This is a genomic window from Achromobacter sp. NCFB-sbj8-Ac1-l (genome assembly GCF_052695805.1).
On the sequence record NZ_CP199812.1, the window covers coordinates 4937379 to 4963747 of the forward strand.

At 66.4% G+C, this 26369-nt stretch carries 24 protein-coding genes and 1 tRNA gene; 9 read left to right on the plus strand and 16 right to left on the minus strand.

Annotation, left to right across the window (positions count from 1 at the left end):
• Positions 1-16: 16 nt before the first annotated feature.
• Positions 17-184 (minus strand): hypothetical protein, encoded by a 168-nt coding sequence (locus ACUDP5_RS22605; RefSeq protein ID WP_263911471.1) that lies wholly within the window; start codon positions 182-184, stop codon positions 17-19.
• 16 nt (positions 185-200) lie between these two features.
• A complete protein-coding gene (locus ACUDP5_RS22610; protein ID WP_445657245.1) occupies positions 201-1406 on the minus strand; it encodes an MFS transporter in 1206 nt (401 codons plus the stop codon).
• Between the two features lie 194 nt (positions 1407-1600).
• Between ACUDP5_RS22610 and ACUDP5_RS22615 the strand changes: the two genes are divergently transcribed.
• Complete coding sequence (locus ACUDP5_RS22615; RefSeq protein ID WP_445657246.1) at positions 1601-2554, plus strand: NAD(P)H-dependent flavin oxidoreductase; 954 nt, start codon at positions 1601-1603, stop codon at positions 2552-2554.
• A gap of 47 nt (positions 2555-2601) precedes the next feature.
• Here ACUDP5_RS22615 and ACUDP5_RS22620 read toward each other — a convergent pair whose 3' ends face one another.
• The 7 genes from ACUDP5_RS22620 to ACUDP5_RS22650 all read right to left on the minus strand — a co-directional run bounded on the left by ACUDP5_RS22620 (position 2602) and on the right by ACUDP5_RS22650 (position 9653).
• Positions 2602-3570, minus strand: coding sequence for a tripartite tricarboxylate transporter substrate binding protein (locus ACUDP5_RS22620; RefSeq protein ID WP_263911469.1), 969 nt, complete (start codon positions 3568-3570; stop codon positions 2602-2604).
• A gap of 114 nt (positions 3571-3684) precedes the next feature.
• Complete coding sequence (locus ACUDP5_RS22625; RefSeq protein WP_263911468.1) at positions 3685-4881, minus strand: CaiB/BaiF CoA transferase family protein; 1197 nt, start codon at positions 4879-4881, stop codon at positions 3685-3687.
• On the minus strand, positions 4878-5612 hold the full coding sequence (locus tag ACUDP5_RS22630; protein ID WP_263911466.1) for an enoyl-CoA hydratase/isomerase family protein: 735 nt from the start codon (positions 5610-5612) through the stop codon (positions 4878-4880). The genes ACUDP5_RS22625 and ACUDP5_RS22630 overlap by 4 nt, the downstream gene beginning before the upstream one ends.
• An 82-nt stretch (positions 5613-5694) precedes the next feature.
• The gene (locus ACUDP5_RS22635) at positions 5695-6231 is read right to left on the minus strand and encodes a MarR family winged helix-turn-helix transcriptional regulator (protein ID WP_263911464.1); all 537 of its coding nucleotides are present in this window, start codon (positions 6229-6231) and stop codon (positions 5695-5697) included.
• An 88-nt stretch (positions 6232-6319) separates the two neighbouring features.
• Positions 6320-7264 carry a hydroxymethylglutaryl-CoA lyase gene (locus ACUDP5_RS22640; protein WP_445657247.1) on the minus strand — a complete coding sequence of 315 codons (945 nt, stop codon included), beginning with the start codon at positions 7262-7264 and terminating at the stop codon, positions 6320-6322.
• Positions 7261-8892, minus strand: a complete 1632-nt coding sequence (locus ACUDP5_RS22645; RefSeq protein WP_263911461.1) for an AMP-binding protein — start codon at positions 8890-8892, stop codon at positions 7261-7263. The genes ACUDP5_RS22640 and ACUDP5_RS22645 overlap by 4 nt, the downstream gene beginning before the upstream one ends.
• Complete coding sequence (locus ACUDP5_RS22650) at positions 8889-9653, minus strand: enoyl-CoA hydratase/isomerase family protein (protein WP_263911460.1); 765 nt, start codon at positions 9651-9653, stop codon at positions 8889-8891. The genes ACUDP5_RS22645 and ACUDP5_RS22650 overlap by 4 nt, the downstream gene beginning before the upstream one ends.
• 189 nt (positions 9654-9842) lie before the next feature.
• Here ACUDP5_RS22650 and ACUDP5_RS22655 point away from each other — a divergent pair, with 189 nt between their 5' ends.
• From ACUDP5_RS22655 to pbpG, 4 genes are all read left to right on the plus strand, one after another.
• A complete protein-coding gene (locus ACUDP5_RS22655; RefSeq protein ID WP_263911459.1) occupies positions 9843-11045 on the plus strand; it encodes an AAA family ATPase in 1203 nt (400 codons plus the stop codon).
• Positions 11042-11647: a DUF4276 family protein gene (locus tag ACUDP5_RS22660; protein ID WP_445657248.1), complete on the plus strand. Its 606-nt coding sequence runs from the start codon at positions 11042-11044 to the stop codon at positions 11645-11647. Before ACUDP5_RS22655 ends, ACUDP5_RS22660 begins: the two co-directional genes overlap by 4 nt.
• A gap of 75 nt (positions 11648-11722) precedes the next feature.
• Positions 11723-11797, plus strand: a tRNA-Arg gene (locus ACUDP5_RS22665).
• A gap of 353 nt (positions 11798-12150) precedes the next feature.
• Positions 12151-13419, plus strand: coding sequence for a D-alanyl-D-alanine endopeptidase (pbpG, locus tag ACUDP5_RS22670; protein ID WP_263911457.1), 1269 nt, complete (start codon positions 12151-12153; stop codon positions 13417-13419).
• Positions 13420-13557: 138 nt separating this feature from the next.
• Here the strand turns inward: pbpG and ACUDP5_RS22675 are convergent, their stop codons facing one another.
• Positions 13558-13947: a ribbon-helix-helix domain-containing protein gene (locus tag ACUDP5_RS22675; protein ID WP_445657249.1), complete on the minus strand. Its 390-nt coding sequence runs from the start codon at positions 13945-13947 to the stop codon at positions 13558-13560.
• Positions 13948-14158: 211 nt separating this feature from the next.
• Between ACUDP5_RS22675 and adhP the strand changes: the two genes are divergently transcribed.
• Positions 14159-15184: an alcohol dehydrogenase AdhP gene (gene adhP / locus ACUDP5_RS22680; protein ID WP_263911455.1), complete on the plus strand. Its 1026-nt coding sequence runs from the start codon at positions 14159-14161 to the stop codon at positions 15182-15184.
• Between the two features lie 50 nt (positions 15185-15234).
• On the opposite strand, the gene ACUDP5_RS22685 is transcribed toward adhP, so the two are convergent.
• From ACUDP5_RS22685 to ACUDP5_RS22700, 4 genes are all read right to left on the minus strand, one after another.
• Positions 15235-15813 carry a DJ-1/PfpI family protein gene (locus ACUDP5_RS22685; protein WP_025137430.1) on the minus strand — a complete coding sequence of 193 codons (579 nt, stop codon included), beginning with the start codon at positions 15811-15813 and terminating at the stop codon, positions 15235-15237.
• 168 nt (positions 15814-15981) lie between these two features.
• Complete coding sequence (gene ybaK / locus ACUDP5_RS22690) at positions 15982-16470, minus strand: Cys-tRNA(Pro) deacylase (RefSeq protein ID WP_026383153.1); 489 nt, start codon at positions 16468-16470, stop codon at positions 15982-15984.
• Between the two features lie 114 nt (positions 16471-16584).
• Positions 16585-17568 carry a site-specific tyrosine recombinase XerD gene (gene xerD, locus ACUDP5_RS22695; RefSeq protein WP_445657250.1) on the minus strand — a complete coding sequence of 328 codons (984 nt, stop codon included), beginning with the start codon at positions 17566-17568 and terminating at the stop codon, positions 16585-16587.
• A gap of 38 nt (positions 17569-17606) precedes the next feature.
• Positions 17607-18512: a LysR substrate-binding domain-containing protein gene (locus ACUDP5_RS22700; protein ID WP_445657251.1), complete on the minus strand. Its 906-nt coding sequence runs from the start codon at positions 18510-18512 to the stop codon at positions 17607-17609.
• A gap of 180 nt (positions 18513-18692) precedes the next feature.
• Here ACUDP5_RS22700 and ACUDP5_RS22705 point away from each other — a divergent pair, with 180 nt between their 5' ends.
• The 3 genes from ACUDP5_RS22705 (at position 18693) to ACUDP5_RS22715 (ending at position 22933) form a co-directional block, all read left to right on the plus strand.
• On the plus strand, positions 18693-20375 hold the full coding sequence (locus ACUDP5_RS22705; protein ID WP_445657252.1) for a thiamine pyrophosphate-binding protein: 1683 nt from the start codon (positions 18693-18695) through the stop codon (positions 20373-20375).
• Between the two features lie 130 nt (positions 20376-20505).
• Positions 20506-21699: an acyl-CoA dehydrogenase gene (locus tag ACUDP5_RS22710; protein ID WP_054428460.1), complete on the plus strand. Its 1194-nt coding sequence runs from the start codon at positions 20506-20508 to the stop codon at positions 21697-21699.
• A 247-nt stretch (positions 21700-21946) separates the two neighbouring features.
• Positions 21947-22933 (plus strand): TRAP transporter substrate-binding protein, encoded by a 987-nt coding sequence (locus tag ACUDP5_RS22715; protein WP_445657253.1) that lies wholly within the window; start codon positions 21947-21949, stop codon positions 22931-22933.
• Between the two features lie 28 nt (positions 22934-22961).
• On the opposite strand, the gene ACUDP5_RS22720 is transcribed toward ACUDP5_RS22715, so the two are convergent.
• On the minus strand, positions 22962-24623 hold the full coding sequence (locus tag ACUDP5_RS22720) for a phage tail protein (protein ID WP_445657254.1): 1662 nt from the start codon (positions 24621-24623) through the stop codon (positions 22962-22964).
• Positions 24624-24743: 120 nt separating this feature from the next.
• Entirely contained in the window at positions 24744-26291 is a 1548-nt protein-coding gene (locus ACUDP5_RS22725) for a phage tail protein (RefSeq protein WP_445657255.1), read from the minus strand.
• Positions 26292-26369: the final 78 nt, after the last annotated feature.

Below are 26369 nucleotides of genomic sequence, written 5' to 3' on the forward strand. Positions count from 1 at the left end.
GACCCCGTCTACGTGGCTAAAAACCGCACAGTGAGGCCAGGTTTTCCCAGTGGATCTGCATCTCGGGCGTGGTGTAGCCCCAGAAGGCCAGGCCCAGCACCAGCGCCAGCGCGGCCCAGCCGGCCACGCGCCAGCCGGTGTGGCGTCTGGGCGAAGCGGGCGGCGAGGCGGGCGTGGGATTCATGGCGGACTCGGGGTGATTACGCGGACGCCGCAGCCGGTTGCGTCACCGGTTGCTCGCGCACCGGCAGGCACAGCAACGCGGCCACCACCGCCAGCACCACGCCCAGCCACCAGACCAGGTCGTAGTTGCCGGTCGTGGCATAGGCATAGCCCCCCAGCCACACGCCGATGAAACTGCCCAACTGGTGGCCCAGGAACACGATGCCGGACAACGTGGCCGCATAACGCAGGCCGTAGATCTGCCCGATCAGCCCCTGGGTCAGCGGCACGGTGCCCAGCCAGAACAGGCCCATCCAGGCGGCAAAGGCATACAGCACCCAGGACGACAGCGGCATCCACAACAGCAACAGGATGCCGAAGGCGCGCATGCCGTAGACCACCGCCAGAAGACGCTTCTTGCTGTATTTGCCGCCCAGCTTGCCGGCGTAGAACGAGCCCAGCACATTGAACAGGCCGATCAACGCCACGGCGGTGGCGCCCTGCCCGGGCGTCAGACCGCCGTCGGTGACGTAGGCCGGCAGGTGCAGCGTGATGAAGGCCGTGTGGAAGCCGCAGACGAAATAGCTCCAGAACAGGAAATGGAACGACGGATGACGCACGGCCTGGCGCACCGCGGCGGCCAGCGATTGCTGCGGTCCGCCTTGGGCTTGCGGCCGACCGCGCAGGAAATACGCCAGCGGCGCGGCGCAGGCCACGAACAGCGACAGCACCCACAGTGCGCCCGGCCAATCCAGCCCGGAGATCAAGACCTGGCCCGTAGGCACCACCGCGAATTGGCCCAGCGAACCGCCGGCACTGGCGATGCCCATGGCCGTGCTGCGGTAGGCCGGCGGCACGGCGCGGGCCACCACCGGCAGGATCACCGGGAACGTGGTGCCCGCCTGGCCCAGCCCGACCAGCACGCCGGCGCTCAGGTACAGCGTGGCCTCGTCGGTGGCGAAACGCGTGCCGATCATGCCCAGCATGTACAGCACCGCGCCCAGCGCAATGGTGCGGCCGGAGCCATAGCGGTCGGCCAGGATACCCATGAAGATACAGGCCACGCCCCAGACCAGGTTCTGCAGCGCGAAGGCCATGGAGAAAACGTCGCGGCCCCAGCCATGGGCCAGTCCCATCGGCTGCATGAACAGGCCGAAGGTGGCGCGCACGCCCATGGCCAGAAGCACGACCAGGGTGCCCAAAACGAGGGTGCGCACGGAAAGCGTATCGGTATTGCCAGACATGATTGTTCTTATTGATGATGGGAAACGCCCCCTCCTCGGGACGGTCCAGCCGCAGGCCGGACCTTCACATGATAATCAAATCGCCTCGCCGCCCCGGCAATAACCGCGTCGCCATGAATGCCGTGCGGCATCGAATATGGTTGATTTTATCAACCAAATATTCCAGAATGGGATTTTCCCCAGGCACGACGACCATGACTCTGCAGACCCCGTTGACCCGCTTGCTCGGCACGCGCTATCCGATCATCCAGGGCGGCATGAGCTGGGCCTCGTCCAATGCGGCGCTGGCGCTGGCGGTATCGCGCGCCGGCGGGCTGGGCGTGATCGCCGCCGGCCCGATGTACCCCGACGTGCTGCGCGCCGCCATCCGCGACGTACGCGACGGCACCGACGCGCCATTTGCCGTCAACATTCCGCTGTACAACAAGCGCGCGCAGGAACACATGGACATCGCCATCGGCAAGGGCGTGCCGGTCATCATTGCGTCCCAGGGCGGCCCGCAAAAGCACATCGGGCGCGCGCGCGAAGCGGGCATCAAGTGGTTGCAGGTCATTGCCAGCCCCGAGCATGCCGCCAAGGCGCAAGCGGCGGGCGTGGATGCCGTGATCGCAGTGGGCCTGGAAGCCGGCGGCCACCCCGGTCCGGACGAGATCGGCCTGCACGTGCTGGTGCGCGCAGTGGTGCGGCGTGTGACGGTGCCGGTGGTGGCGGCTGGCGGCATCGCCGACGGCGCGGGCATCGCCGCCGCGCTGTGCCTGGGCGCGGCGGGCGCGCAATTGGGCACCCGTTTCCTGTTGACGCCCGAAGCCGGCGTCTGCGACGCCTACAAAGACGCCGTGCTGGCCGCCGGCGTGGCCGACACGACCCTGGTGGGCCGCGGCCGTTCGCCGGTACGCATGCTGCGCAACGCCTTCGCGCACGACTACCTGGCCGCCGAACGCGGCGGCGACGCCGCCGCGCTGGACGCGATGTTCGCGGCAAGCTCACTGAAACAGGCCGCCTTCGACGGCGACGTGCAAGGCGGCAAGGTCGAAGCCGGACAAAGCGCCGGGTTGATCGACAGCCTGCAACCGGCAGGCGCCGTCGTGGAACAACTGGTGGCTGAAACGCGCGAGGCGCTCACGCGCGTGGCGGCGTTGGCGGGATGAACGAGAAGGGGCCGCCCAAGGCGGCCCCCCTTCCCAGCCAGCTTCCCTTACTTCTTCATCAACCCCGCCGCCTGCACCAGCTTGCGCATGGCGGTCTGGTCTTTTTCCACGAATGCCGTGGCTTCCTGCGGCGTCATGTTCCACAGGTCCACACCCTGCGCCTGCATCAGCTTGGCGTATTCGGGATTGGCATTCACCTTCGCCACCGCGTCGTTCAGGCGTTGCAGCACCTCCGGCGGCGTGCCCTTGGGCGCGGCCAGGCTGTACCAGGACGCGGACTCGGCGCCCTTCACGCCGGATTCGGCCAGGGTCGGCACGTCGGGCAACAGCGGCGAGCGCTTGTCGTTGGCGTAGGCCAGCGCCTTCAGGCGGCCGCTGCGGATGAATGGCAGGCTGGCGGCCAGGTTCAGCACGGCCATGTCCACCTGCCCGCCCACCAGGTCATTGATGGCCGGCGCAGCGCCGCTATAGGGAATGTGGACGATGTCCACGCCCGCGCGTTCGCGGAACAGTTCAGCGCCCAGGTGCGGCGAACTGCCGGGGCCGGCCGAGGCGTAGTTGATGCGGCCAGGCTCCTTGCGCGCCATCGCGATCAGTTGCTCGATGTTTTCGGCCTTCAGCGTGGGCCGCACCACCAGCATGTTGGGCTGGTTGGCGACGATGGACACGAAGGCGAAATCCTTGATGCCGTCGTACGGCGTCTGCTGCATGAGCGGCGTGACCACGTGGGCGGCGGACGTGCCCAGCAGCAGCGTGTAGCCGTCGGGCTTGGCGCGGGCGACGAAGCTGGCGCCGATGGCGGCGCCGCCGCCGGCCTTGTTCTCGACGATGACGGTCTTGCCCAGCTGCTTTTCGAGCTCGCGCGCCAGGGCCCGGCCCAGCACGTCTGCAGGACCGCCGGCGGCATAGGGGTTCACCAGCGTGATCGGTTGCGAGGGATACGAATCGGCCGCGACGGCCGAGGCGCTTAACGCGCCCGCCGCCGCGACGCATAACAGGCGCTGCAGAATCTTCATGGGTTGTCTCCTGGAATATTGTGTTTTTTTGGGGTGAATCAGATGAGGCCCGAGGCGTCATGCCCCAAGGCCTTGATGCCTGTTGAAACGGAATACGCGCTCGTCACGGCAGTCCTAGATCGCGCCCTGGGCGCGCAAGGCTTCGATCTGCGCGGGCGACAGGCCCAGCCGCCCGCCCAGGACGCTGTCGGTGTGCTCGCCCAGCAAGGGTGGACGCTCCAGCCGCGGATCGTCGAAACCGTCGAACTTGAATGGCACGGGCACGGCGCCGAAACGGCCGATGGACGGGTGGTCGTAACTGGCTACCATGCCGCGCGCCAGCACGTGCTCGTTGTGCAGGATCTCTTCCACGTCCAGGATCGGCCCCGCCGGCACGCCGCGTGCATCGCAACGGCGGCACAGTTCGTCGCGGGTCAGCCGGGCTGCGGCTGCCGACAGGCCGGCCATGACTTCTTCGCGGCGCGCCACGCGCACGGCGTTCCTGGCCAGGTCCGGGTCATCGGCCCACTGCGGCAATTCCAGCGCTTCGCACAGCGGCTTCCAGTGCTGGTCGCTGCCGGTGATCTGGACCCAGCGGCCATCGCCGCATTCGAACGCGGCGGACGGCACCCGCCCCGGGTGCTCGGTGCCCAGCCGCGGCGGCACTTCGCCCAGCGCGAAATAGCGCGCGGCCGCCAGCGACAGCAGCCCTACCTGGCCGTCGAGCATCGAAAAATCGATATGGCAGCCCTGGCCCGAACGGGCCCGCCCGACCAGCGCCGACAGGATGCCGATGGCGGCCCACAGGCCCGAGGTCAGGTCGCTGACCGGCAGGCCGGGCTTGACCGGACCGCCGCCGCGCTCGCCGGTCAGACTCATGATGCCGCCCATCGCCTGGAATACGGTGTCGTAACCCTTGCGCGGCGCATACGGCCCGGTCATGCCGAACCCGGTACACGAAAAATAGATCAGGCCGGGGTTATCCGGCGCGATGTGGTCGCGGTCCAGGCCGTATTTCGCCAGCGTGCCCACGGGAAAATTCTCGACCACCACGTCGCAGGTCTGCGCCAGGCGCCGGATCACGGCCTGGCCTTCGGGGTGGCGAAAGTTCACCGTGACCGATTGCTTGCTGCGATTGAAGGCCAGGTAGTAGGCGGATTCCGTCCCGCCTTCGCCCTGCACCTTGGGTTCGAAGCCCCGCGTTTCGTCGCCGCCGCCGGGCTGCTCGACCTTGATGACGTCCGCGCCCAGCTCGGCCAGGATCATCGAGGCGAACGGGCAGGCCAGCACGCGCGACAGGTCCAGGATGGTGACCCCTTCCAGCGGCCTCATCGCACCGCTCCCTGGCGAAAGCCCCGCATGATGACGTTGGCGTCGCGCCCCACGCCCAGCGCCTCGGCCAGGCCCAGGTCGGCCGTGCGATGGAACGCCCGCTTGGTCAGCCCCATGGCCGCTGGCTCCCAGCCCGCCAGGCGCTGCGCCATGGCCAGTGCCTGGTCCAGCACCTGCGCGGCGGGCGCGACACGGTTGGCGATGCCCAGCGCCAGGGCCCGGGCGCCGTCGATCGGTTCGGCCATCGCCACCAGTTCAAAGGCATGCTTGCGACCCACCTGGCGCACCAGGTTGGCCATCACCACGGCGGCCACGATCCCATGGCGCAGCTCGGGATAACCAAAGCGCACGTCCTCGGCCATCACCGTCAGGTCGCAGGCCAGCGCCAGGCCGGCGCCCCCGCCCAGCGCGTTGCCGTGCACGGCGCCCACCACCGGCGTGGCCATGCGCGAGAACACCAGGTGCAGGTCGGTGGTCAGGTCGGCGCGTCGCAGCACCGCATCGGGTTGCTCCGGCGTCAGGGCCGAGAATTCCGTGGTGTCGGCGCCGGCGCAGAACGACTTGCCGTTGCCCGTCAGCACCACCGCGCGCACGGCCGCGTCCTGGTCCGCCTGCCGCAGCGCGTCCAGCAGCGCGGTGGTCAGCGCGGTATTCAGTGCGTTGTGCTTTTCCGGGCGGTTCAACCGCAGCACCCGGACGGCGCCCAGGTCTTCGATGATCAGTTCCGACATCACGGATATCCTTTGCCAATGGCAACGTGCAAATTAATTGATTAAATCAACAATAAGGGTAAAAAAAGCGCGCGCCCCGCGCTCAGCGTGGCTGCACGCCCCGGCCGCGACGTGCGGGCACTTCCGCCTTGCACTCGTTCAGCATGTCCAGCGCGTGACCCGTCAGCTTGTCCAGCATGCGTTCCATGGCGTCGCGTTCGGCCTGCGTCAGCACCGACAGCATGGCCTCGTTGCGTTCGACCGCCGCCGGGAACATCTCGTCGTACAGTGCGCGGCCCGCGCGCGTCAGGTCCAGGCTGACGCCGCGGCCATCCTGGCTGTCGGCACTGCGCTGGATCAGGCCGCGTTCGATCAATTCGGACACGGTGCGGCTGGCCTGGCTCTTGTCGATATTTGCCTCGCGCGCCACCGTGTTCAACGACATGTCCGGCGCCGCCCCCAGCAGCGCGATGATGCGCCATTCGCGCGGCCCCACGCCGTAGCGGCTTTCGTTCAGGCCAGCAGCGATGCGGCTGGACACGTAGGCCAGGCGGTTCAGGCGATACGAGAACAGTTCCTTGAGCGCCTGCGGAGCGGGGCGCGTGGAAGGGGCTGGCTTGGATGCGGGTCGGGTGGCCATGGCGGGACTCGTCAAATGCGTCGGAATACGGGGCGCGCGCAGGTCGCGCATTGCTGCCCGCATGATATACAAACACGGCGCGCGGTCATCAAACGCCCCCCGCGGCGGCGATCAGCGGATTGAACCCGCTTTGCGCCACCCGGCTGTGCAGCGCACGCCCCAGCACGTCCTGGCAGCGCTGCGACACGGCGGGCAACGCCTGCAGGTCCAGCCCCGTGCGCACGCCCATGGATTCGAACAGGTTGACCAGGTCTTCGGTGGCAACGTTGCCGGTATGCCCGCCCCCGTAGCGCACCTTGGCCGGGTGGCCGCCGACGCCGCCGAAGGCGCAGTCGAAATACCTGACGCCCGCGTCCAGCGCGGCCACGTAATTGACCAGGCCGGTGCCGCGCGTGTCGTGAAAGTGCGCCACCGGCGTCACCTCGGGCGTCTCGCGCGCCATGCGGCCATACAGCGCCCGCACCGAGGCCGGTGTGGCCATGCCAGTAGTGTCGCCCAAGGTCACGATGCCCACGCCCAGGGCCGCGAAACGGCGCACATCCGCCATCACCGCATCGGGGTCCACCGCCCCCTCGAAGGGGCAACCGAAGGCCACCGAGATGGTGCCGATCAGGCGAAAGCGGCCATCGGCCAGCCGTGCCATCTCGGCAATGTTGTCCCATTGCGCGGCCCGGTCGCGCTTGAGATTGCGCGCCGAGTGCGACTCGCTGGCCGAGACCAGCAGGCTGATTTCGTTGGCGCCGATGCCGCTGTCCAGATCGATCAACGCGCGCTGCACCGCGCGGGCGTTGGCGCAGGTGGCCTTGTACCAGACGCCGCCCCGTCGCGGCAGCGCGGCCAGCAGCTCGGTGGCATCCGCGAATTGCGGTACCACCTTGGGATTGGAGTACGAGGTGGCTTCGATCCGCTCGAACCCCACTGCGGCGAAGCGATCGATCAGTTCAGCCTTCACGTCCGTGGGGATGAAGTCGGGCTCGTGCTGCAGGCCGTCACGCGCAAAGCATTCGCACAGCACCACGTCGCGCGCGCTCACGATTGCGGCTCCAGCCCGAACAGCGCCACCGCGTGCGCGCGCAGCTTGTTCTTCTGCACCTTGGAACTGCCCGTCATGCCGATGTGCTCGAAGCTGTCCACGATTTCGACATAGCGCGGCACCTTGAAGTTGGCGCAGCGCGCCTTGCACCAGGCGGTCAGCTCGGCCGCGGTGCAGTCCTGCCCGTCTTTGAGCAGCACGAACGCGGCGGGCACTTCGCCCAGGCGCGCGTCGGGCACGCCCACCACCTGCGCCATGCGCACGGCGGGATGGCCGTGCAGGGTTTCTTCCACTTCGGCCGGCGCGACGTTTTCACCGCCCACGCGGAACATGTCCTTCAGGCGGCCCACCATGCGCAGGCGACCCGAAGCGTCCATCTCGCCCAGGTCACCGGTGCTGAGCCAGCCATCCGGGCCCAGCGCGCGCGCGGTGGCCTCGGGCATGTTGTAGTAGCCCTTCATCACGCTCCAGCCGCGCGCCTGGATCTCGCCGGGTTCGCCCGCCGGCAGCGGCTGGCCGGTGCCAGGGTCCACCACCCGCACCTGCATGCCGGGATGCGGCAGCGCCCACCCCATGGCGCGCAACTCGAACGGATCGTCGAACGACGACAGCGTGATGTTGGGTGAGGCCTCGGACTGACCATAGGCGTTGCAGATGCCCGGCACGCCCATGACATCGCGGATCTTCTGCATGACTTGCGGCCCCGCCGCCGCCCAGCCGCCGCGCAGGTGGATGCGGCGGCGATCGAAGTCCGGGTGGCCCATCAACATCAGGAAGATGGTGTCGTTGCCGGACGTCAGCGTGCAGCGTTCTTCATCCAGCATGCGCAGCGCCTCGGCCACGTCGAACTTGGGCAGTGTCAGCAGGCAGCAGCCGGTCATCAGGCTGACCAGGATCGACAGCGTGGTGCCGGCCACGTGGAAGTACGGCCGGATGCTGAAGTAGCGGTCGTCGGGCCGCACGCCGATGCGCTGCGCCGCGGCCCAGGCGTTGGTCAGCATGTTGGCATGCGTCAGCATCACGCCTTTGGGGAATGAGGTCGTGCCGGAGGTGTACTGGATCAGCAATACATCGTCGGGCGTGACGTCGCGTTGCAAGGCGTCGAGTTCGATGTCGTCGACGGGCGAGGTGGGATCGCCTGCCCCAATGAACTCTTCCCAGGATTGAGCGCCGGGAAGGCGACGCTCGCCCAGCACCACCACGCGCCGCAGCCGCGGCAGCCGCGTCCCGGGCAACGCGCTGTTCAGCGCCGGCTCGACCTGCGTGAGCAAATCCAGGAAGTCGATGCCCAGGAACGTGTCCGCCGTCAGCAGCAGCGTTACGTCGGCCTGCTTCAGGCAGAACTCCAATTCATCGGTCTTGAAGCGCGTGTTGACCGGCACGGTCACGGCGCCAAGCATGGCGCAGGCGTAGAAGCTCTGCACCCACGTGCCGCCGTTGCCCAGCAGCACGCCCACATGATCGCCACGGCGCACGCCGGCCGCGTGCAGCGCGTGGGCGATGCGTTGCGCGCCGTCATGCAACTGGGCCCAGGTCAGGCGTTCACCCGGCGCCACGAACGCTTCGGCGTTGGCGCGTTCGGCCACCTGGCGCGCCAGCGCCTGCGATAGCGTCATCGGGGCGATCATGCTTGGTCTCCTGCGCCGCCAAAGCCGGCGATCGCCTGCTTCCAATCGGTGCCGCGCAGGTTTTCTTCGATGGCCAGCAGTTCGATGGCCATGGCGCCTTCGCGCGTCGTCGCCAGGCCCTGGTCGATGCTGCGCTTGGTCAGCCGGACCGTCAGCGGCGCGGCGCGCGCGATGGCCGCGGCCATCGCGGCCGCCTCGTTTGCCAGCGCCTCGGGGGCGTAGACATGATTGACCAGGCCGATCTCGCGCGCCTCGGCCGCATCGAAGCGGCGGCCGGTGAACAGCAGTTCCTTGGCCAGGCGCGCCCCCGCAATGCGCGGCAGCCGCTGCGTGGCGCCCACCGTGCCCCAACCCACTTCGGGATAGCAGAACACCGCCTCGGACGAGGCCAGCACGAAGTCGCACGCACCGGCGATCTCGCAGCCCGAGCCGAACGCGGCGCCCTGCACCACGGCGATCACCGGCTGCGGCATGCGCTCGATCGCGCCATAGGCGGCAAAGCCCTGCACGCGCCGCGCCGTCATCTCGGCGTTCGACATGGTCTTGCGCTCTTTCAGGTCGGCACCGGCGCAAAAGGCGGAGCCCGCCGCGTTGATCAGCACCACGTGCGCGCTCGGCTCGGCCGCCAGCCACTGCATGGCCTGCACCAATTCGGCGCACATGAGGGAATTCAGCGCATTGCGGCTGTCGGGCCGGTTCAGCGTCACCGTGGCGACACGGTCCTGCACGCCCAGCAAGATCGTGTGGAAAGTCGGGGTCATGCCTCACTCCTGGATGTTCTAGGTATGGGGCCGAACGCTGGGCATCGCCTGCCGCGGGGTCCGGCCGTGGCAGTCAATATAGGGCATATAGTTGATTAAATCCACTACTTTTGACGCAACCCGCCCGATACTCCTTTCGCCCTTGGTCTGCACTGTTACCATTCCCGGACTCTCCCAGGGATATCACCCATGAAAGCCGCTCCCTTCATCACCCGAGTCGTTCTTCGCAACTACCGAAGCATCGGTCAGTGTGACGTCGCATTAGGCCCGCTGACCTATCTGGTCGGACCCAATGGCGCCGGAAAAAGCAATTTCGTCGACGCACTGCATCTGGTGACCGACGCGCTGAGCAGCTCGCTTGATCAAGCCCTGAGCCGACGCGGCGGCCTCTCGGAAGTTCGCAGGCGGTCCAGCGGCCATCCCACTCATTTTGGAATCCGCCTGGAATTCCGGATCGGAGATCAACTCGGCCACTATGCTTTCAATGTGGGGGCGTTGAAGAATCGTGGGTTCGAGGTCCAAGCCGAAGAATGCAGCCTGGGCGGCGTCGGCAAGGGCCCGTTCTACCGCATCGAGCGCGGTGAAGTCGTGCAAAGCAGCGAAACGACGTTGCCTGCTTTCACGAAAGATCGCCTGGCGTTGGTGGCACTTTCCGGATTGAGCGATTTCAGACCCATTTACGACGCACTCACCAGCATGGGCTTCTACAATTTGAATCCCAAAATGATGCGCGATTTGCAGAAGCCGCAAGAAGGCCGTCTGCTCAAGCCCGAAGGCGAGAACATCGCAAGCGTCATCGGACACCTCGAAAAAGTGAACCCTGGCGCCATCGACACCATCTCCGAATACCTTCAGACCGTCGTGCCCACCGTCCATGAAGTGACCAGGGTGCAAGTCGGTCCGATGGAAACCTTGGAATTCCGTCAAGACGTGCCAGGCGCCAAAGATCCTTGGCGTTTCTCTGCCCACAACATGTCAGACGGCACACTTCGCGCGTTGGGCGTTCTAACGGCCCTGTTTCAAACCAACCAGGATTTCGCGCCGACCCTGATCGGCATCGAAGAGCCGGAAACCGCACTGCACCCCGCGGCCAGCGCGGCGCTCCGGGAGGCGCTCGAACGCGCCACGCAGAACACGCAGGTCATCGTTACCAGCCATAGTCCCGATCTGCTGGATGACGCTTCCATCCGAGACGATCAAATCCTGGCCATTGTGTCCGACGAAGGCGAAACCAAACTTGCCCCGATCGATATGGCATCCCGCGAAGCCATACGCCAGCATCTGTTTTCAGCCGGAGAACTTCTCAAGCTCGGTCAATTGGCCCCTGATCCTGCCGCCCTGCGTGACCAAGCCGCCCACCAAGCCCAGCTGTTTGACGGCGACAATCCATGACCCGTGTGGCGTGCATCGTCGAAGGCCACGGTGAAGTCGTCTCGCTACCCATCCTGCTGCGAAGGATCGGAAACTGGCGCAACCCGGACGCCTACATCGAGGTATGCCCCCCCATCCGAGTCCATCGCGACAGATTTTTGCGCCGTGAAGAAGAATTCCAGCGGCACCTGCTATTCGCCGCGGCCAAATGTGGCGACGATGGTTGGGTCATGGTCTTGCTGGACGCCGATGACGATTGCCCCGCCGAACTGGGTGCCAGCGTCCTCGCCCGTGCCCGTGCGGTACTGCCTCACCGCCCCGTCTCCGTCATACTGGCAAATCGGGAATACGAGGCGTGGTTCATCGGCGCAGCCGCTTCACTGAATGGGGAACGTTCATTGAAGATCACAGCCGCCGATCTGCACACTGACGCGGAAGCGCCGAGAAATGCCAAAGGATGGTTGCGGGAACGAATGGGCAATCAGGTCTATGGCGAGACGACAGATCAGCCTGCGTTCTCCGCCAAGATGAATTTGCCGCAAGCCTTGGAACGATGCAGATCCTTCCGCAAGCTGTGCGACGAATGGGACAGGCAGATGGCTCGCGCCAGACGTAAGGTCTGATGCCGAATGATAGAATGCGCCTCTCAGCATTTCAGGCATAAAGAATAAATTCTTTATTTTCAATGCCTTGCCCGTCTCGCCGTAGTTAAATGGATATAACCGGCCCCTCCTAAGGGTCAATTGGTGGTTCGATTCCACCCGGCGAGGCCACCCTTCCCCGGCCTTGACTGCGCCCCCCGCAGCCCCGCCCCTGGCGTTATCCCGCCCCCTGCATCGCCAACCCCAAGAAAATTCAGCCCTTTCAGCAAGATGAGGGTTAATCCGGGCTACGCTCACGCGCCGCGCGACGGTAGCGTCTCGGGACGCCGTTGGTGACAAATTGATCATCCGTCAATATGTCCCCGGTATTTTTTTAGGCGATGATAGCGAATCGTCTTGCGCGCAACTTGAAATTTCTGTTTAAATTCGACGCGTAAGCCTCTAATTCATCTGGACTTTTCCTGAAGCACCGCAAGCCCGGACCGGGAAATAATTCTTCACAGACTGACAAGCCTGCTCAAACCATGGCATTTAACTGGAAACGTGCGATTGCGAACGCGATAGCGCCGGCGGCGCTGGCGATGTGCGCGCTCCTGCCCTCCGCCGCGTTCGCCGCGAAAAACACCGACCCTTGCAAGACCAACGCCAAATCGGCGGCTTGCAAGGCGCAACAAGCCAAGAAAGCCCCCGCCCCGGCCAAGGCCGGCGCCGGCAAGCAAAGCGCAGGCAAGGCCGCGCCCAAGGCGGCCGCCCCGAAATCGGCTGCCGGCAAAGGCACTCCGAAGGCTGCCGCGGGCAAGCAAGCCCCCGGCAAGCAGGCATCGGCCAAGCAGGCCGCCCCCAAGCCGGCCGCCGGCAAGAAGGCCGCCCCGCCCAAGGGCGGCAAGCAGGCCGTCGCAGCGCAAACGCCGGCCAAGAAAGGCGCCGCCGGCAAGAACGGCAAGCCCAACAAGCCCGCCCGCGGCCAGCGCACGGCCGCCGCGGCATCGGCCGCCATGCCGCCGCCCGCCGTGTCGGTGCGCGCCGAAGCTGCCGCGCTGCGTTCCAGCACCGCCTACGTACAAGACCTGGCCACGTCCACCGTGATCTTCGCCAAGAATGAAAACGTGGTGCGCCCCATCGCTTCCATTTCCAAGCTGATGACGGCCGTGGTGGTGGTGGATGCCAACCAGCCCATGGACGAAATGCTCGAGATCACCGACGAAGACGTCGATGGCCTGAAGCACACGACCTCGCGCCTGCGCGTAGGCACCAAGCTGTCGCGCGGCGACATGCTGCACCTGGCGCTGATGTCTTCCGAAAACCGCGCCGCCAACGCGCTGGGCCGTCACTACCCGGGCGGCCTGCCGGCCTTCGTGGCCGCCATGAACGCCAAGGCGCAGTCGCTGGGCATGACCAGCACGCACTTCATCGAGCCCACCGGCCTGTCCAGCAACAACGTGTCGTCGCCGCACGATCTGGCACGCCTGCTGCGCGCCGCCTCGCAGCGCCCGCTGATCCACCGCTACTCCACCGATACCGAGTACGACGTCGAGATCAATAACCGCACCCAGACGTTCCGCAACACCAATCTGCTGGTGCGCAAGCCCGACTGGGACATCAAGGTATCCAAGACCGGCTACATCAACGAAGCCGGCGAATGCCTGGTGATGCTGGCGCGCATCAACGGCCGCGACCTGGCGATCGTGTTGCTGGATTCGCAAGGCAAGCTCTCGCGTATCGGCGACGCCGTGCGCATCCGCCGCATCGTGCAAAGCGAAGTGGCCATGGCCTCGGCGCAGCCGGGCGGCTGAGTTCGCCCGCAAACGTCCACAAAAAAGCCCGATCATGATCGGGCTTTTTTTTTCCTGCGTCCCCTGCCTGCCCCCAGCCCTGACGGCAACCCTGGCGCCACACCCGGACGTCGGGGCAGCCCGCCGCGGCACGACGAGCTAGGCGGCGACCGGTCGTTTCTGGCGCAGGGGCTGCGGATCGTACAGCGACGCCGGCAGGCCTTCGAGCACGGCCTGGGCATTGAGCGACCGAATCGGCACGCCGGCATCGGCGGGAATGCGGCCTTCGGCCTGCAGCAATTGATAACGCAGGCAGCAGACGCGCAGGAACGAGGTGAAGTTGGCGGCCTCGCCGCGGTACTCGACCAGTTCGTCGTAGAGGCGTTCGATCAGTTGGGTCACCCGCATGCCGTCGCGCGCTGCGATTTCTTCCAGCACCTGCCAGAACAGCTGTTCGAGCCGCAGGCTGGTCGCCACGCCATGCAGGCGCAGGGAACGGGTTTCGGGCGCGTAGGATTGTTCGCTCGCGCGGATGAAGATTTCACACATGGGCGCTCCTGGTGCGGGGACGGGGCTGCGGTCCACTGTACGACGACAGGCGCGGGCGCGGCAAGTTGCGGCCATTCCCGGGTGGCTGGCCGCCATTCTGAAACGACACGTTTCGCGGGGGCCTCGCATTCGGACACGATTGATATAAATCAAGGTCTCGGACGCGTGCCCATCCGAGCATGGTGAAACTGATCTGACTTCGGAGGTAGTGATGGACAAGACGATGAAGGCCGCAGTTGCACGAGCATTCGGCAAACCCCTGGAAATCGAAGAAGTCGCAGTGCCGCGCCCCGGGGCCGGCGAACTCCTGGTAAAGATTGAAGCCTGCGGCGTGTGCCATACGGACCTGCACGCGGTCGAGGGCGACTGGCCCGTCAAACCCAATCCGCCATTCATCCCCGGCCACGAGGGTGTCGGCCACGTGGTGGCCGTGGGCGAAGGCGTGACGCATGTGAAGGAAGGTGATCGCGTCGGCATCCCCTGGCTGTATTCCGCCTGCGGCCATTGCGAGCACTGCCTGGGCGGCTGGGAAACCCTGTGCGAGCAGCAGCAGAACGCAGGCTACTCCGTCAACGGCGGCTTTGCCGAATATGCGCTGGCGGCAGCCGATTATGTGGGGTTGCTGCCCAAGAACGTGGGTTTCGTGGATATCGCCCCGGTGCTGTGTGCCGGCGTCACCGTTTACAAGGGCCTGAAGATGACGGACACCCGCCCGGGCAATTGGGTGGTCATTTCCGGCATTGGTGGCCTGGGCCATATGGCGGTGCAATATGCACGCGCCATGGGCCTGAACGTGGCGGCGGTGGACATCGACGACGATAAGCTGGCCTTTGCCAAGCGGCTGGGTGCCGAAGTCACCGTCAATGCCAAGACCACCGACCCGGCGGCGTACCTGAAGAAGGAAATCGGCGGCGCCCACGGTGCGCTGATCACCGCGGTATCGCCCAAGGCCTTCGAGCAGGCGCTGGGCATGGTGCGCCGCGGCGGCACGGTCGCCCTGAACGGCTTGCCGCCCGGCGACTTCCCGCTGTCGATCTTCGACATGGTGCTCAATGGCGTGACGGTGCGCGGCTCGATCGTGGGTTCGCGCCTGGATCTGCAGGAATCGTTGCAATTTGCCGAGGAAGGCAAGGTGCATGCCACCGTGGCCACCGAAAAGCTGGAGAACATCAACAGCGTGTTCGACCGCATGCGCCGCGGCCAGATCGAAGGCCGCATCGTGCTGGACTTCGCGTAGCAAAAAATAGCGCCTGCCTCGCGGCAGGCGCTTGTTCATGGGCAGCGCGATCAGTGCGTGATCTTCGTGCCCAGCACGGCCAGGAATTGCGACAGCCACGCCGGATGCGCGGGCCACGCTGGCGCGGTGACCAGGTGGCCGTCGGTGTAGGCCTGGTCAATGCCGATTTCGGCGTAGGTGCCGCCGGCCAGGCGCACTTCGGGCGCGCACGCCGGATACGCCGAGCAGGTGCGGCCCTTCAGGATACCCGCCGCGGCCAGCAGCTGGGCGCCGTGGCACACGGCAGCGATGGGCTTTTTGGCCTGGTCGAAGGCGCGCACGATGTCCAGCACCTTTTCGTTCAAGCGCAGGTATTCCGGCGCACGGCCGCCGGGAATCACCAGGCCGTCGTACGAACCTGCCTCGACGCGATCGAAGTCGTAGTTCAGCGCGAAATTGTGGCCGCGCTTTTCGCTGTAGGTCTGCGCGCCTTCGAAATCATGAATGGCGGTGGCAATGCTTTCGCCGGACTTCTTGCCCGGGCAGACCGCGTGCACCGTGTGCCCCACGGCCAGCAGCGTCTGGAACGGCACCATGGTTTCGTAGTCTTCGGCGTAGTCGCCGACCAGCATCAATAGTCTCTTGCTCATGCTTGTCTCCTGGGGATGAGGGGCGGAGCCGGTTCAGGGGCCCGAGGCCGGGCGGCCGGTTCTTGATGTTCTTCGGCCATTGTGCCCCCACCATCATGCGCAAGGGTGGTAACGGGATACCACGCGCGGACCGAACCGGCGCGCTGCCGGTCGGCCGACGAAGCGCCCCTATTCCAGCGCCACCGTCACCGGCCTGGCGTCCAGCAGGCTGACCAGCACGTTGGGGTCGATGCCCACCAGATAGCCGCGGCGGCCGCCATTGATGTAGACGACCGGATATTGCAGCACCTCGGCCTCGACCCATACCGGCATTTTCTTGCGCGTGCCAAAAGGGGACGTGCCGCCCACCTGGTAACCCGAGTGTCGCTGCGCGACCTCGGGCTTGCAGGGCTCGACCTTTTTCAGGCCGGCCTGGCGCGCCAGGTTCTTGGTGGAGACCTCGCGGTCGCCGTGCATGACCACGATCAGGGGCTTGGCCGATTCGTCTTCCATCACCAGCGTCTTGACCACCGCGTGCGGGTCCAGCCCCAACTGACGCGCGGCCTCGCCGGCGCCGCCATGATCGACGTAATCGTAGGTGTGTTCGGTGTAGGCCACCTTGTGCTGCTTGAGGAATTGGGTGGCAGGCGTTTCGGAAACGTGGCGGGCTTTACTCATGGAGATTGCTTTGGAAAAGGCGTGGATGGCCAAAAGTGTAGGCATCCCGGGCGCGCGCGGCAACCGCGTGGCTCGCGCGGGGCAATCACGCGGCGAGCCCATGGCAACCGGGTGTCAGCCGCGCGGATGGTGCGCGGCGTGCAGCGCCTTCAGGCGTTCGCGCGCCACGTGGGTGTAGATCTGCGTGGTGGAAATGTCCGCGTGGCCCAGCAGCATCTGCACCACTCGCAGGTCGGCGCCGTGGTTCAGCAGGTGCGTGGCAAAGGCGTGGCGCAGCACGTGGGGCGACAGCGGCGCGTTCACCCCGGCCAGCAGCGCGTATTTCTTCACCAGTTGCCAGAATGCCTGGCGCGACATCGCTTCGGCGCGGCCGGTGATGAAGAGCGCATCGCTGACGCGGCCGGCGGCCAGTTCGGGCCGTGCGGTCTTCAGGTATTGATCGATCCAGTGGGCGGCCTCGGCGCCCAGCGGTACCAGGCGGTCCTTGCCGCCCTTGCCCAGCACGACGCGCACCACGCCTTCGTTCAGGCTGACATCCAGCGCCCGCACGCCCACCAGCTCGGACACGCGCAGGCCGGTGGCGTACAACGTTTCGAGCATGGCGCGATCGCGCAGGCCGCGCGGCTGACCCAGGTCGGGCGCGCGCAGCAGCGCATCGACCTGCTGCTCGGACAGCGTCTTGGGCAGACGTGGGGGCTGCTTGGCAGCCACCAGGGTCAGGCAGGGATCGCGCGGTGCGCGATGCTCGCGCAGGGCCCAGGCATAGAAGCGCCGCAGGGCCGCCAGGCGCCGGTTGGCGGTGGTGGCGCGGGTTTCTTCGTGGCGGAAGGCGAACCAGGCTTCGATGTCGCCCTTGTCCGCCTCGACCAGGGGTTTGGCGGGACCGGCCGGCAAGACGTGGGGGGCTACCGCGTCGCCGTAGCGATCGGCCATCTCGCGGGCATAGGCCTCGGGGTCTTCCAGCCAGCGTGCGAAACCCGTCAGGTCGCGGCGGTAGGCGGCCAGGGTATTGGCGGACAGGCCGTCTTCCAGCCAGACGGCGTCGATGAAGGCGTCGATGTCGGGCTGGGAAGCTAGCGATGGGCGGGGTTCTGGCATGGCAAGGATAGGAAAATTGGCCCCATTCTACGGCGGCATCAGCGGCCGGCCACCGCCGCCGCTGCCGACTTGAGCCAGGTTTCGAACAATTTGAGCGCGTCGGATCGTTCGCTGCGCAGCGGATAGCCGAAGTAATAGCCCTGGCTGACCGTCAGCGCCTGCGGCACCGGCATGGCCAGCGTGCCCTGGTCCAGCGCCGGCTGCGCCAGGAAACGCGGCATCAGGCCCACGCCCAGGCCGGCCTGCACCGCGGCCATCACCATGGTGAACAGCTCGTAGCGCGGGCCGCCGGCGGCCTGGGGGCCATACAGGTAGTTGTGGGCACCGTACCACTGACGCCAGGCGTCGGGCCGCGAGCTCAGGTGCAGGTGGGTCATGCCGGCCAGCGCGCCGGCGCCGGCCTCGGTGACCCGGGCCGCCAGCGCCGGGGCGCATACCGGCACCAGTTCGCGCTCGGGAAACAGCAGTACGCCCTGGGTGCCCGGCCACAGCGTATCGCCGTGGTAGAGCGCGCCGTCGAACGGCTGGTCCTTGAACTGGAAGGGCAAGGTGCGCACCGACAGGCTGACGGTGATGTCCGGCTGCTCGCGCTGGAAGTCGGCCAGCCGCGGGATCAGCCAGGTGGTGGCCAGGGTGGGCACGACGGCGATGTGGATGCTGCGGCCCATGCCCGTGCGGCTGACCAGGCCGAAGGTGTCTTTCTCGATCTGGTCCAGGTGATGTCGGATGCGGCCGGCATATTCCGCGCCGTGGTCGGTCAGCGCGATGCGCCGCCGCACCCGGGTGAACAATTGCACCCCCAGGCGGGCTTCCAGGCTGGCGACCTGGCGATGGATGGCGCTGTGGGTCAGCGACAATTCTTCGGCCGCCCGCGAAAAGCTGCCCAGGCGGGCCGATGCCTCGAACGCCTGCAGCGCGCTCAGGTTGGGAATGCCGTTTCTCATGGAGCGGGACCGCCTGGAAAAAAGACGAGAAACCCGGGAAAACCCGCAGCCCGCTTATCGCGGCGCAGCATCGGGGGTCGTGCCGGGGGGTCACTAGATTGTGCAATTTTATCAATTGCGTTGTGCGATCAAGGAACATTATGCTCGGGGGTCCCAACCTCGGCTTACCACGTCCCCACCATGTCCCAGCAAGCTTCCCGCCTTGGCGGCCACATCCTGGTAGACCAACTGGTCGCCCAGGGCGTCAAACACGTTTTCTGCGTTCCCGGCGAGAGCTACCTGGCGGTGCTGGACGGCCTGCACGATGTGGACATCAAGGTCACCGTATGCCGCCAGGAAGGCGGCGCGGCCATGATGGCCGACGCCCACGGCAAGCTGACCGGCGAACCGGGCATCTGCATGGTCACCCGCGGCCCGGGCGCGTCCAACGCGCTGGCTGGCGTGCACATCGCCAAGCAGGACTCCACCCCCATGATCCTGTTCGTGGGCCAGATCGAACGCGGCATGCGCGAGCGCGAAGCCTTCCAGGAAATGGACTACCGCGCCGTCTTCGGCACGCAGGCCAAGTGGGTCACTGAAATCGACCAGGTCGAACGCATTCCCGAACTGATCTCGCGCGCCTTTCACATTGCCACCTCGGGCCGCCCCGGCCCGGTCGTGATCGCCCTGCCCGAAGACATGCTGGTCGAAGCCGCCCAGGTGGCCGACGCGCCGCGCTACGAAGTCATCGATGCGGCCCCCACGGCCGGCCAACTGGCCGACCTGGAACAATTGCTGGCTGGGGCTCGCAACCCGGTCGCCATCCTGGGCGGCACCCGCTGGGATGCCCGCGCGGTGCAACAGTTCGCCGATTTCGCGCAGCGCCATGCGCTGCCCACGGCAGTCTCGTTCCGACGCCAGATGCTGTTCCCGGCCGACCACCCCTGCTTCATCGGCGACGTCGGCCTGGGCATCAACCCGACGCTGCTCAAACGCGTGGCCGACGCCGACCTGGTGCTGCTGGTGGGCGGGCGCATGTCGGAAAACCCCAGCCAGGCCTACACGCTGTTCGACATCCCCGTGCCCAAGCAGAAGCTCGTGCACGTGCATCCGGATGCCGGCGAGCTGGCGCGCGTCTATCGCCCCACGCTGGCCATCAACACCTCGCCCGCGGCCTTCGCCGACGCGCTGGCCGGCCTGAAGGCCCCCGCCCTGCCCGTCTGGGCCGAAGGCACGCAGGCCATGCGCGAGTCGTACCTGAAATGGAGCGACCCGGCCGCCGTCACCACGCCGGGCGTGCTGCAGATGGGCCAGGTCATGGCCTACCTGGAAAAAACGCTTCCGGCCGACGCCATCATGACCAACGGCGCCGGCAACTACGCCACCTGGCTGCATCGCTTTCACCGCTTCACGCGCTACGGCACGCAGTTGGCCCCCACTTCGGGCTCGATGGGCTACGGCCTGCCTGCGGCCGTGGGCGCCAAGCGCGTCTGGCCCGACAAGACCGTGGTCTGCTTTGCCGGCGACGGCTGCTTTTTGATGCACGGCCAGGAATTCGCCACGGCGGTGCAGTACGACCTGCCCATCATCGTGGTGCTGGTCGATAACGGCATGTACGGCACCATCCGCATGCACCAGGAAAAGCACTACCCCGGCCGCATTTCCGCGACCGAGCTGAAGAACCCGGACTTCGCCGACTACGCCCGCGCCTTTGGCGGCCACGGCGAACGCGTCGAGACCAACGAGCAGTTCGGCCCGGCGTTCGAACGCGCCCTGGCCAGCGGCAAGCCGGCGATCCTGCACTGCTTCATCGACCCGCAGGCCATCACGCCGTCCACCACGCTGGACAAGATCCGCGACGCCGCGCTCAAGGCCCAGCACTGATCCCCGACCGGCAGCCAGGCCACGAGCGGCGCGCAGGCGCGCGTCGCGCAAACCCCGGCTTGCCGCCCGAATTATTTTAGGTTTAAACTTTCCAGATTCCGAAAACGGAAATCCATAGCGGAGACCCAGCATGTCCTCGAATCCTTCCTTCCATTGGCAAGACCCCCTGTTGCTGGACCAGCAGCTCACCGAAGAAGAACGCATGGTGCGCGATGCCGCCCACGCCTATTCGCAGGACAAGCTGGCCCCGCGCGTGCTGAACGCCTTCCGCAACGAAAAGACCGACCCGGAAATCTTCTCCGAAATGGGTGAGCTGGGCCTCCTGGGCGCCACCATCCCCGCCGAATACGGCGGCGCCGGCCTGAACTACGTCAGCTACGGCCTGATCGCCCGTGAAGTCGAACGCATCGACTCCGGCTACCGCTCGATGATGAGCGTGCAGTCGTCGCTGGTGATGGTGCCCATCAACGAATTCGGCAGCGAAGCGCAAAAGCAGAAGTACCTGCCCAAGCTGGCCCGCGGCGAATGGATCGGCTGCTTCGGCCTGACCGAACCCAACCACGGCTCCGACCCCGGCGGCATGGAAACGCGCGCGGTCAAGACGGCCGACGGCTACAAGCTGTCCGGCAACAAGATGTGGATCACCAACTCGCCCATCGCCGACGTGTTCGTGGTGTGGGCCAAGTGCGTGGGCGGTGAATTCGACGGCAAGATCCGCGGCTTCATCCTGGACAAGGGCACCAAGGGCCTGTCGGCCCCCGCCATTCACGGCAAGGTCGGCCTGCGCGCCTCGATCACCGGCGAAATCGTCATGGACGAAGTGGAAGTGTCCGCCGACCAGATGATGCCCGGCGTGTCCGGCCTGAAGGGTCCGTTCACCTGCCTGAACTCCGCTCGCTACGGCATCGCCTGGGGCGCCATCGGCGCCGCCGAAGCCTGCTGGCACACCGCCCGCCAATACACCCTGGACCGCAAGCAGTTTGGCCGCCCCCTGGCCGCCAACCAGCTGATCCAGAAGAAGCTGGCCGACATGCAGACCGAAATCACGCTGGCCCTGCAAGGCTGCCTGCGTCTGGGCCGCATGAAGGACGAAGGCACCGCCGCCGTCGAAATCACCTCCATCATGAAGCGCAATTCCTGCGGCAAGGCGCTGGACATCGCCCGCCTGGCCCGCGACATGCTGGGTGGCAACGGCATCTCCGACGAATTCGGCGTCGCCCGTCACCTGGTGAACCTGGAAGTGGTCAACACCTACGAAGGCACCCACGACGTGCACGCCCTGATCCTGGGCCGCGCGCAGACCGGCATCCAGGCGTTCTATTGATCGCCTGCTTAACGCCAGGCAGGCAACGGGGCCATCGATAGCCGCCCCGCTTGCCTGCACCGACAAGCCGCCCGGGGGTCAGTTCACCCCGGGGCGGCTTTTTTTCATGCGGCGCGACACGCCTTCAGGGTAATCAAGAACTAGCCGCGCAACGGGCCTTGCCGTACGCTTTGCGGCATTGGCCTGGCGCCGGCCCGCTGCATCGCCTGCCCGACCCCGGATTTTCCGTCACGACCAGGAGTCGCGCATGCTTCGCAGTCCCTCTCTCCGCCTGTTGGCGGGCGTTGTCATTGCCTTCGCGGGCCACGGCGCCTTGGCCGCCACCACCCTCACCATGACCACCGAATACCCGGCCACGTCGATGCCGGGACAAGGCGTGTCCACCTTCGCCGACCTGGTGCGCAGCAAGAGCGGCGGCCAGGTGCTCATCGACGCAAGCTTCGATGCCGCGCGCGGCATCAAGTCCGGCGACATGATCGATGCCGTGCAAGCGCGCAAGGTCGATGCCGGCGACGCGTTTGCCGGCGCCCTGGCGGCGAAGTACCCGCTGTTCGGCGTGTCGTCGCTGCCCTTCCTGGCCGACTCGCTGAGCAAGGCGCGCGCCTTGAACAAGTCCGCCCGCCCTGCCTATGAAAAGCTGCTGGCCGCGCACGGCCAGAAGCTGCTCTACACCACGCCCTGGCCGGCCTCGGGCATCTGGTCCAAAGAGAAAGTGGACAGCGTGGCGGCGCTGAAGGCGCTGAGCATCCGTACGTACGACACCACGTCGCAGGACGTGATGCAGAAAGCCGGCGCCCGCGCGCAGAACATTTCGTTCGCCGACGCCATGCCACGCATCGCCTCGGGCGAGGTCAACGCGGTGCTGTCGTCGGGCGACGGCGGCGCAGGTCGCAAGCTGTGGGAACACCTGCCGCGCTTTGCCGAGATCAACTACGCCATGCCGGTGTCGGTGGCGACGATGAACCTGCAGGCCTACCAGGCGCTGGATGCGAAGTCGCGCCGCGCCATCGACCAGGCCGCCGCCCAGACCGAGGCCGAGCAATGGAAGCGCATCGAAGGCCGGCTGCAGCAGAACTACGCCAACATGCGCAAGAACGGCGTGACGATCGATACGGCGGTGCCGATGCCGGTGCGCAAGGCGCTGAAGGACGCGGCGGCGGATTCGGTGAAGCAGTGGGAGGCTGCGGCAGGGCCGGATGGGGTGAATATCCTGAAGGCGATGCGGCGGCCGTAGACGACAAGGCGGCCGTCGGCGATAAGCGTCAGGCGTATTCCCAGCTGAAGCCCGCCTCGATATCCATGTTCAGCGCATCGACCGTCCACCATAGACCGGGGGGAACCTGCATGGTGAATCCACATCGCATGTCTACGTATCCACCTGGGATGGTTTCATAGTGAGAGGTAACCACCCCCGTGGAATTGGGGGCATTGTTGAGATACCCGGCAACAACGAGAGTTCCGGCAACGGTCCCGATGAAGCGCGATCCCACCATGATGGGACGACCCGTCGTGTTCTGATACCACGTACGCAATACCGTGGTGCGCTGACGCAGCTTTTGCCCGATGCCGAATACCTGGCTCTTCAATTGTTGAAGCGCGGACTGGGCCTGGGCAAGGTCGGAGGCCAGTTGTGCAGCATCTACAGCGCCCGGGTTGGTGACCACGCCGAACAGTTTCACCACCCAGCAACCAGTGGCATTCAGCGGGCGATTCTCGGTGGCGGTGCGAGCCTGGAGCGCATTGTCGAACTTCAGCCATCGATATGGATTGGTGTATGAGTAGGAGGTCGATCCTCCCCCAACGCCTTCCTGTGAAAAAAATGCGCCGGACGCATCAATCTGGGTCACGCCGTAGGCCAAGGCAATGGCCCCGGCCACCCGTTGCGTGGCGTCGCGCTGGATCACCCCATCGATGCCTGCAGACAGCGCACCATCCCCCCGCAACAAGACCGCCCCATGCGCCCCCGGCGACTTGCCGTTCAGATCCGGCAGACGCAGCGTAGTCGTGCCGTCTCCCGTCGTGTAGCTGCCTCGAACCGAGGCATCGCTCTGCCAAGTCGCCTCCGGCACCACCGGAAATTTACCCGCCTGCACGCTCGCCCACATATCCGGATACGTCGCCCGGTTGATCACCTGCCCGTCCAGCGGCGCCCAACCGGCGGGGATCGCCGCACGGCTCGGCCACCACGTCACGAATCCCAGCGGAATGCTGTCGATGGGCGGCAATTGCGTGACGGGCACGCGGCCATCGGCGGCCAACGTCGCCACGCCGCCGGGCTGCCCTTTTTCAGCAAGCGGCACGGCATCCTGCACGGCTGGCAGTTGCGCAGCGGGCACACGGCCTTCGGCGTCCAGCGTCGGCACGCCGCCCGGCCGGCCCTTGTCGGCGGCGGGTATCAACGCGGGCAACTGGCCCGCCACGATTCTGCCGTCCGCGGCCAACGTGGCAACGCCGTTCGGCTGTGCCTTTTCAGCGGCGGGAATCAGGTCGGGCAATTGCACCGGCGCGATCTTGCCGTCCGCGGCCAGGGTGGCGACGCCGCCAGGCTGGCCCTTCTGTGCCAGCGGCACGGCCGGTTCCGTGACCGGCAGGAAATCCACCGGCACGCGGCTGCCTTCGTCCAGCGGGGCAACACCGCCGGGCGCCGCTTTCTGTGCGAGCGGGATGGCCGGTTCCGGCAGATGCGCGGCGGGCACCTTGCCGACGGCGTCCAGTGGCGTCACGCCACCCGCGGCGCCTTTGTCCGTGGCGGGAATGGCGGCATCGGCCTTGCGCTGCGCGGCGGCCGCCGCGACTTCCACGGCGTCGACGCCGCTGCGAGTCTTGGTGAAGTTCTCGTTGACGACGACCATGGCGTCACGCAGCGTGTCGCCAGTCTGGTCGTTCGGCGCCTGGCCGACGTTGATGGGTTTGAGGATTTGCATGGGAAAGCTCTCGGAAGCGGCCACTGCATCGGGACCGCAAAAAAAAGCCGCAAGCGGACTCGCTGGCGGGCATCGAAAAGAACTGGCTGATCGAGAGGTCTTCAAGCGACCCCGAGGCGGCTACCTGTACTCACGCCAGCTACCAAAATTCATGTTGTCGGATACAACGGCGTAGCTCGCACCCGACGGCACCACCGAATTCATCGCTAACGTAACGCCGTTGCCCGTCGCGATTACACGCGTGGCCGGAACCGAATTGATCGTCAGATACATGTTTCCGCCGGCGGACGATGCCGTGCTGCCCAATACATAAACGCAAATGGGGCGCCCGGCGGCATTGACATAGGTTGGGCCAAACGCACGCTGGCCCTGCATATCCTGCAGCGCTTGACCAAATCCCAAGGTCTGTCCTTTCAAGGATTGAAAGGCGGCGTTCAGGGCCGCGAAATCGCTGGCGAGTTGCGCCGTGTCCACAGCCCCTGGATTGGTCACCGCTGCAAAAGCATGGATCGTCCAGACCCCCGTGGCGTTCGCCATCCGCGTTTCGTCGCCGGTGTTGGCAATCCACCGATTGCCGGACGTGGTTTGCCGAGTCGTCGTGAATGTGTAGCCGACGAAATTCCCCGAAGGCATCACGGCGTTCAACGCCCCATCGGCCAACAGGTTGGTCGCCTGGTTGAATCCGCTGACCACGCGGTAGTCCATCGGACCCAGTTGATCGGCCTGCAGCCTGCCAGGAGTGCCTGCAGATCTCGCGCCGTCGCCCCGCAACACCATCGCCGCCAGCGAACCGCTGGCGACACCATTCATGTCCGGCACGCGTATCGTGGAGACCCCGTCGCCGAGCGTGTAGCTGCCGCGCTTGAGCGGGTCGGCCAGCCAATCCGCTTCCGGCACGACGGGCACCCTGCCCCCCGTCACCATGGCGGCCAGGTCGGGAAAGGTGGCGCGCGAAAGGGTCTGGCCGTCCGCGGGAATCTGCCCGGCCGGGATGGAGGCGCGCAACGGCCACCATGCCATCGTGGCAACCGGCAGGCCCATGGGAATCGGCGGCATCTGCTCGACCGGTACGCGGCCGTCGCCCCCCAACGTGGCCACGCCGCCCGGCAGGCCTTTTTCCGCCAGCGGCACCGCATCCTGCACCGCAGGCAGTTGCACGGCGGGCACGCGGCCGTCAGCGCCCAGCATCGCTACGCCGTTGGCGCGGCCTTTCTCCGCCACCGGAATCAGGGCGGGCAACTGCGACGGGTCGATCTTGCCGTCGACGGCGAGCGTGGCCACGCCGTAGGGCTGGCCCTTCTGGGCCAATGGAACGGCCGGTTCCGTGATCGGCATGAAATCGACCGGGACCCGGCTGCCTTCGTCCAGCGGCGCGACACCGCCCGGCGCCGCCTTCTGTGCCAGCGGAATGGCGGGTTCCGGCAGATGCGCGGCCGGCACCTTGCCTGCCGCATCCAGCGGCGTCACGCCGCCGGCCGCGCCTTTTTCCGCGGCGGGAATGGCGGCGTCCGCCTTGCGCTGGGCGGCGGCCGCCGCGATTTCCACGGCATCCACGCCGCTGCGGGTCTTGGTGAAGTTCTCGTTCACCAGGACCATCGCGTTGCGCAGCGTATCGCCGGTCTGGTCGTTCGGCGCCTGGCCGACGTTGATGGGTTTGAGGATTTGCATGAAACGCCTTTCAGGACATGACGCGGCAGTGCCGCCGAATGAAAAAAGCCCACCGGCGCAATGCGGGTGGGCAATACA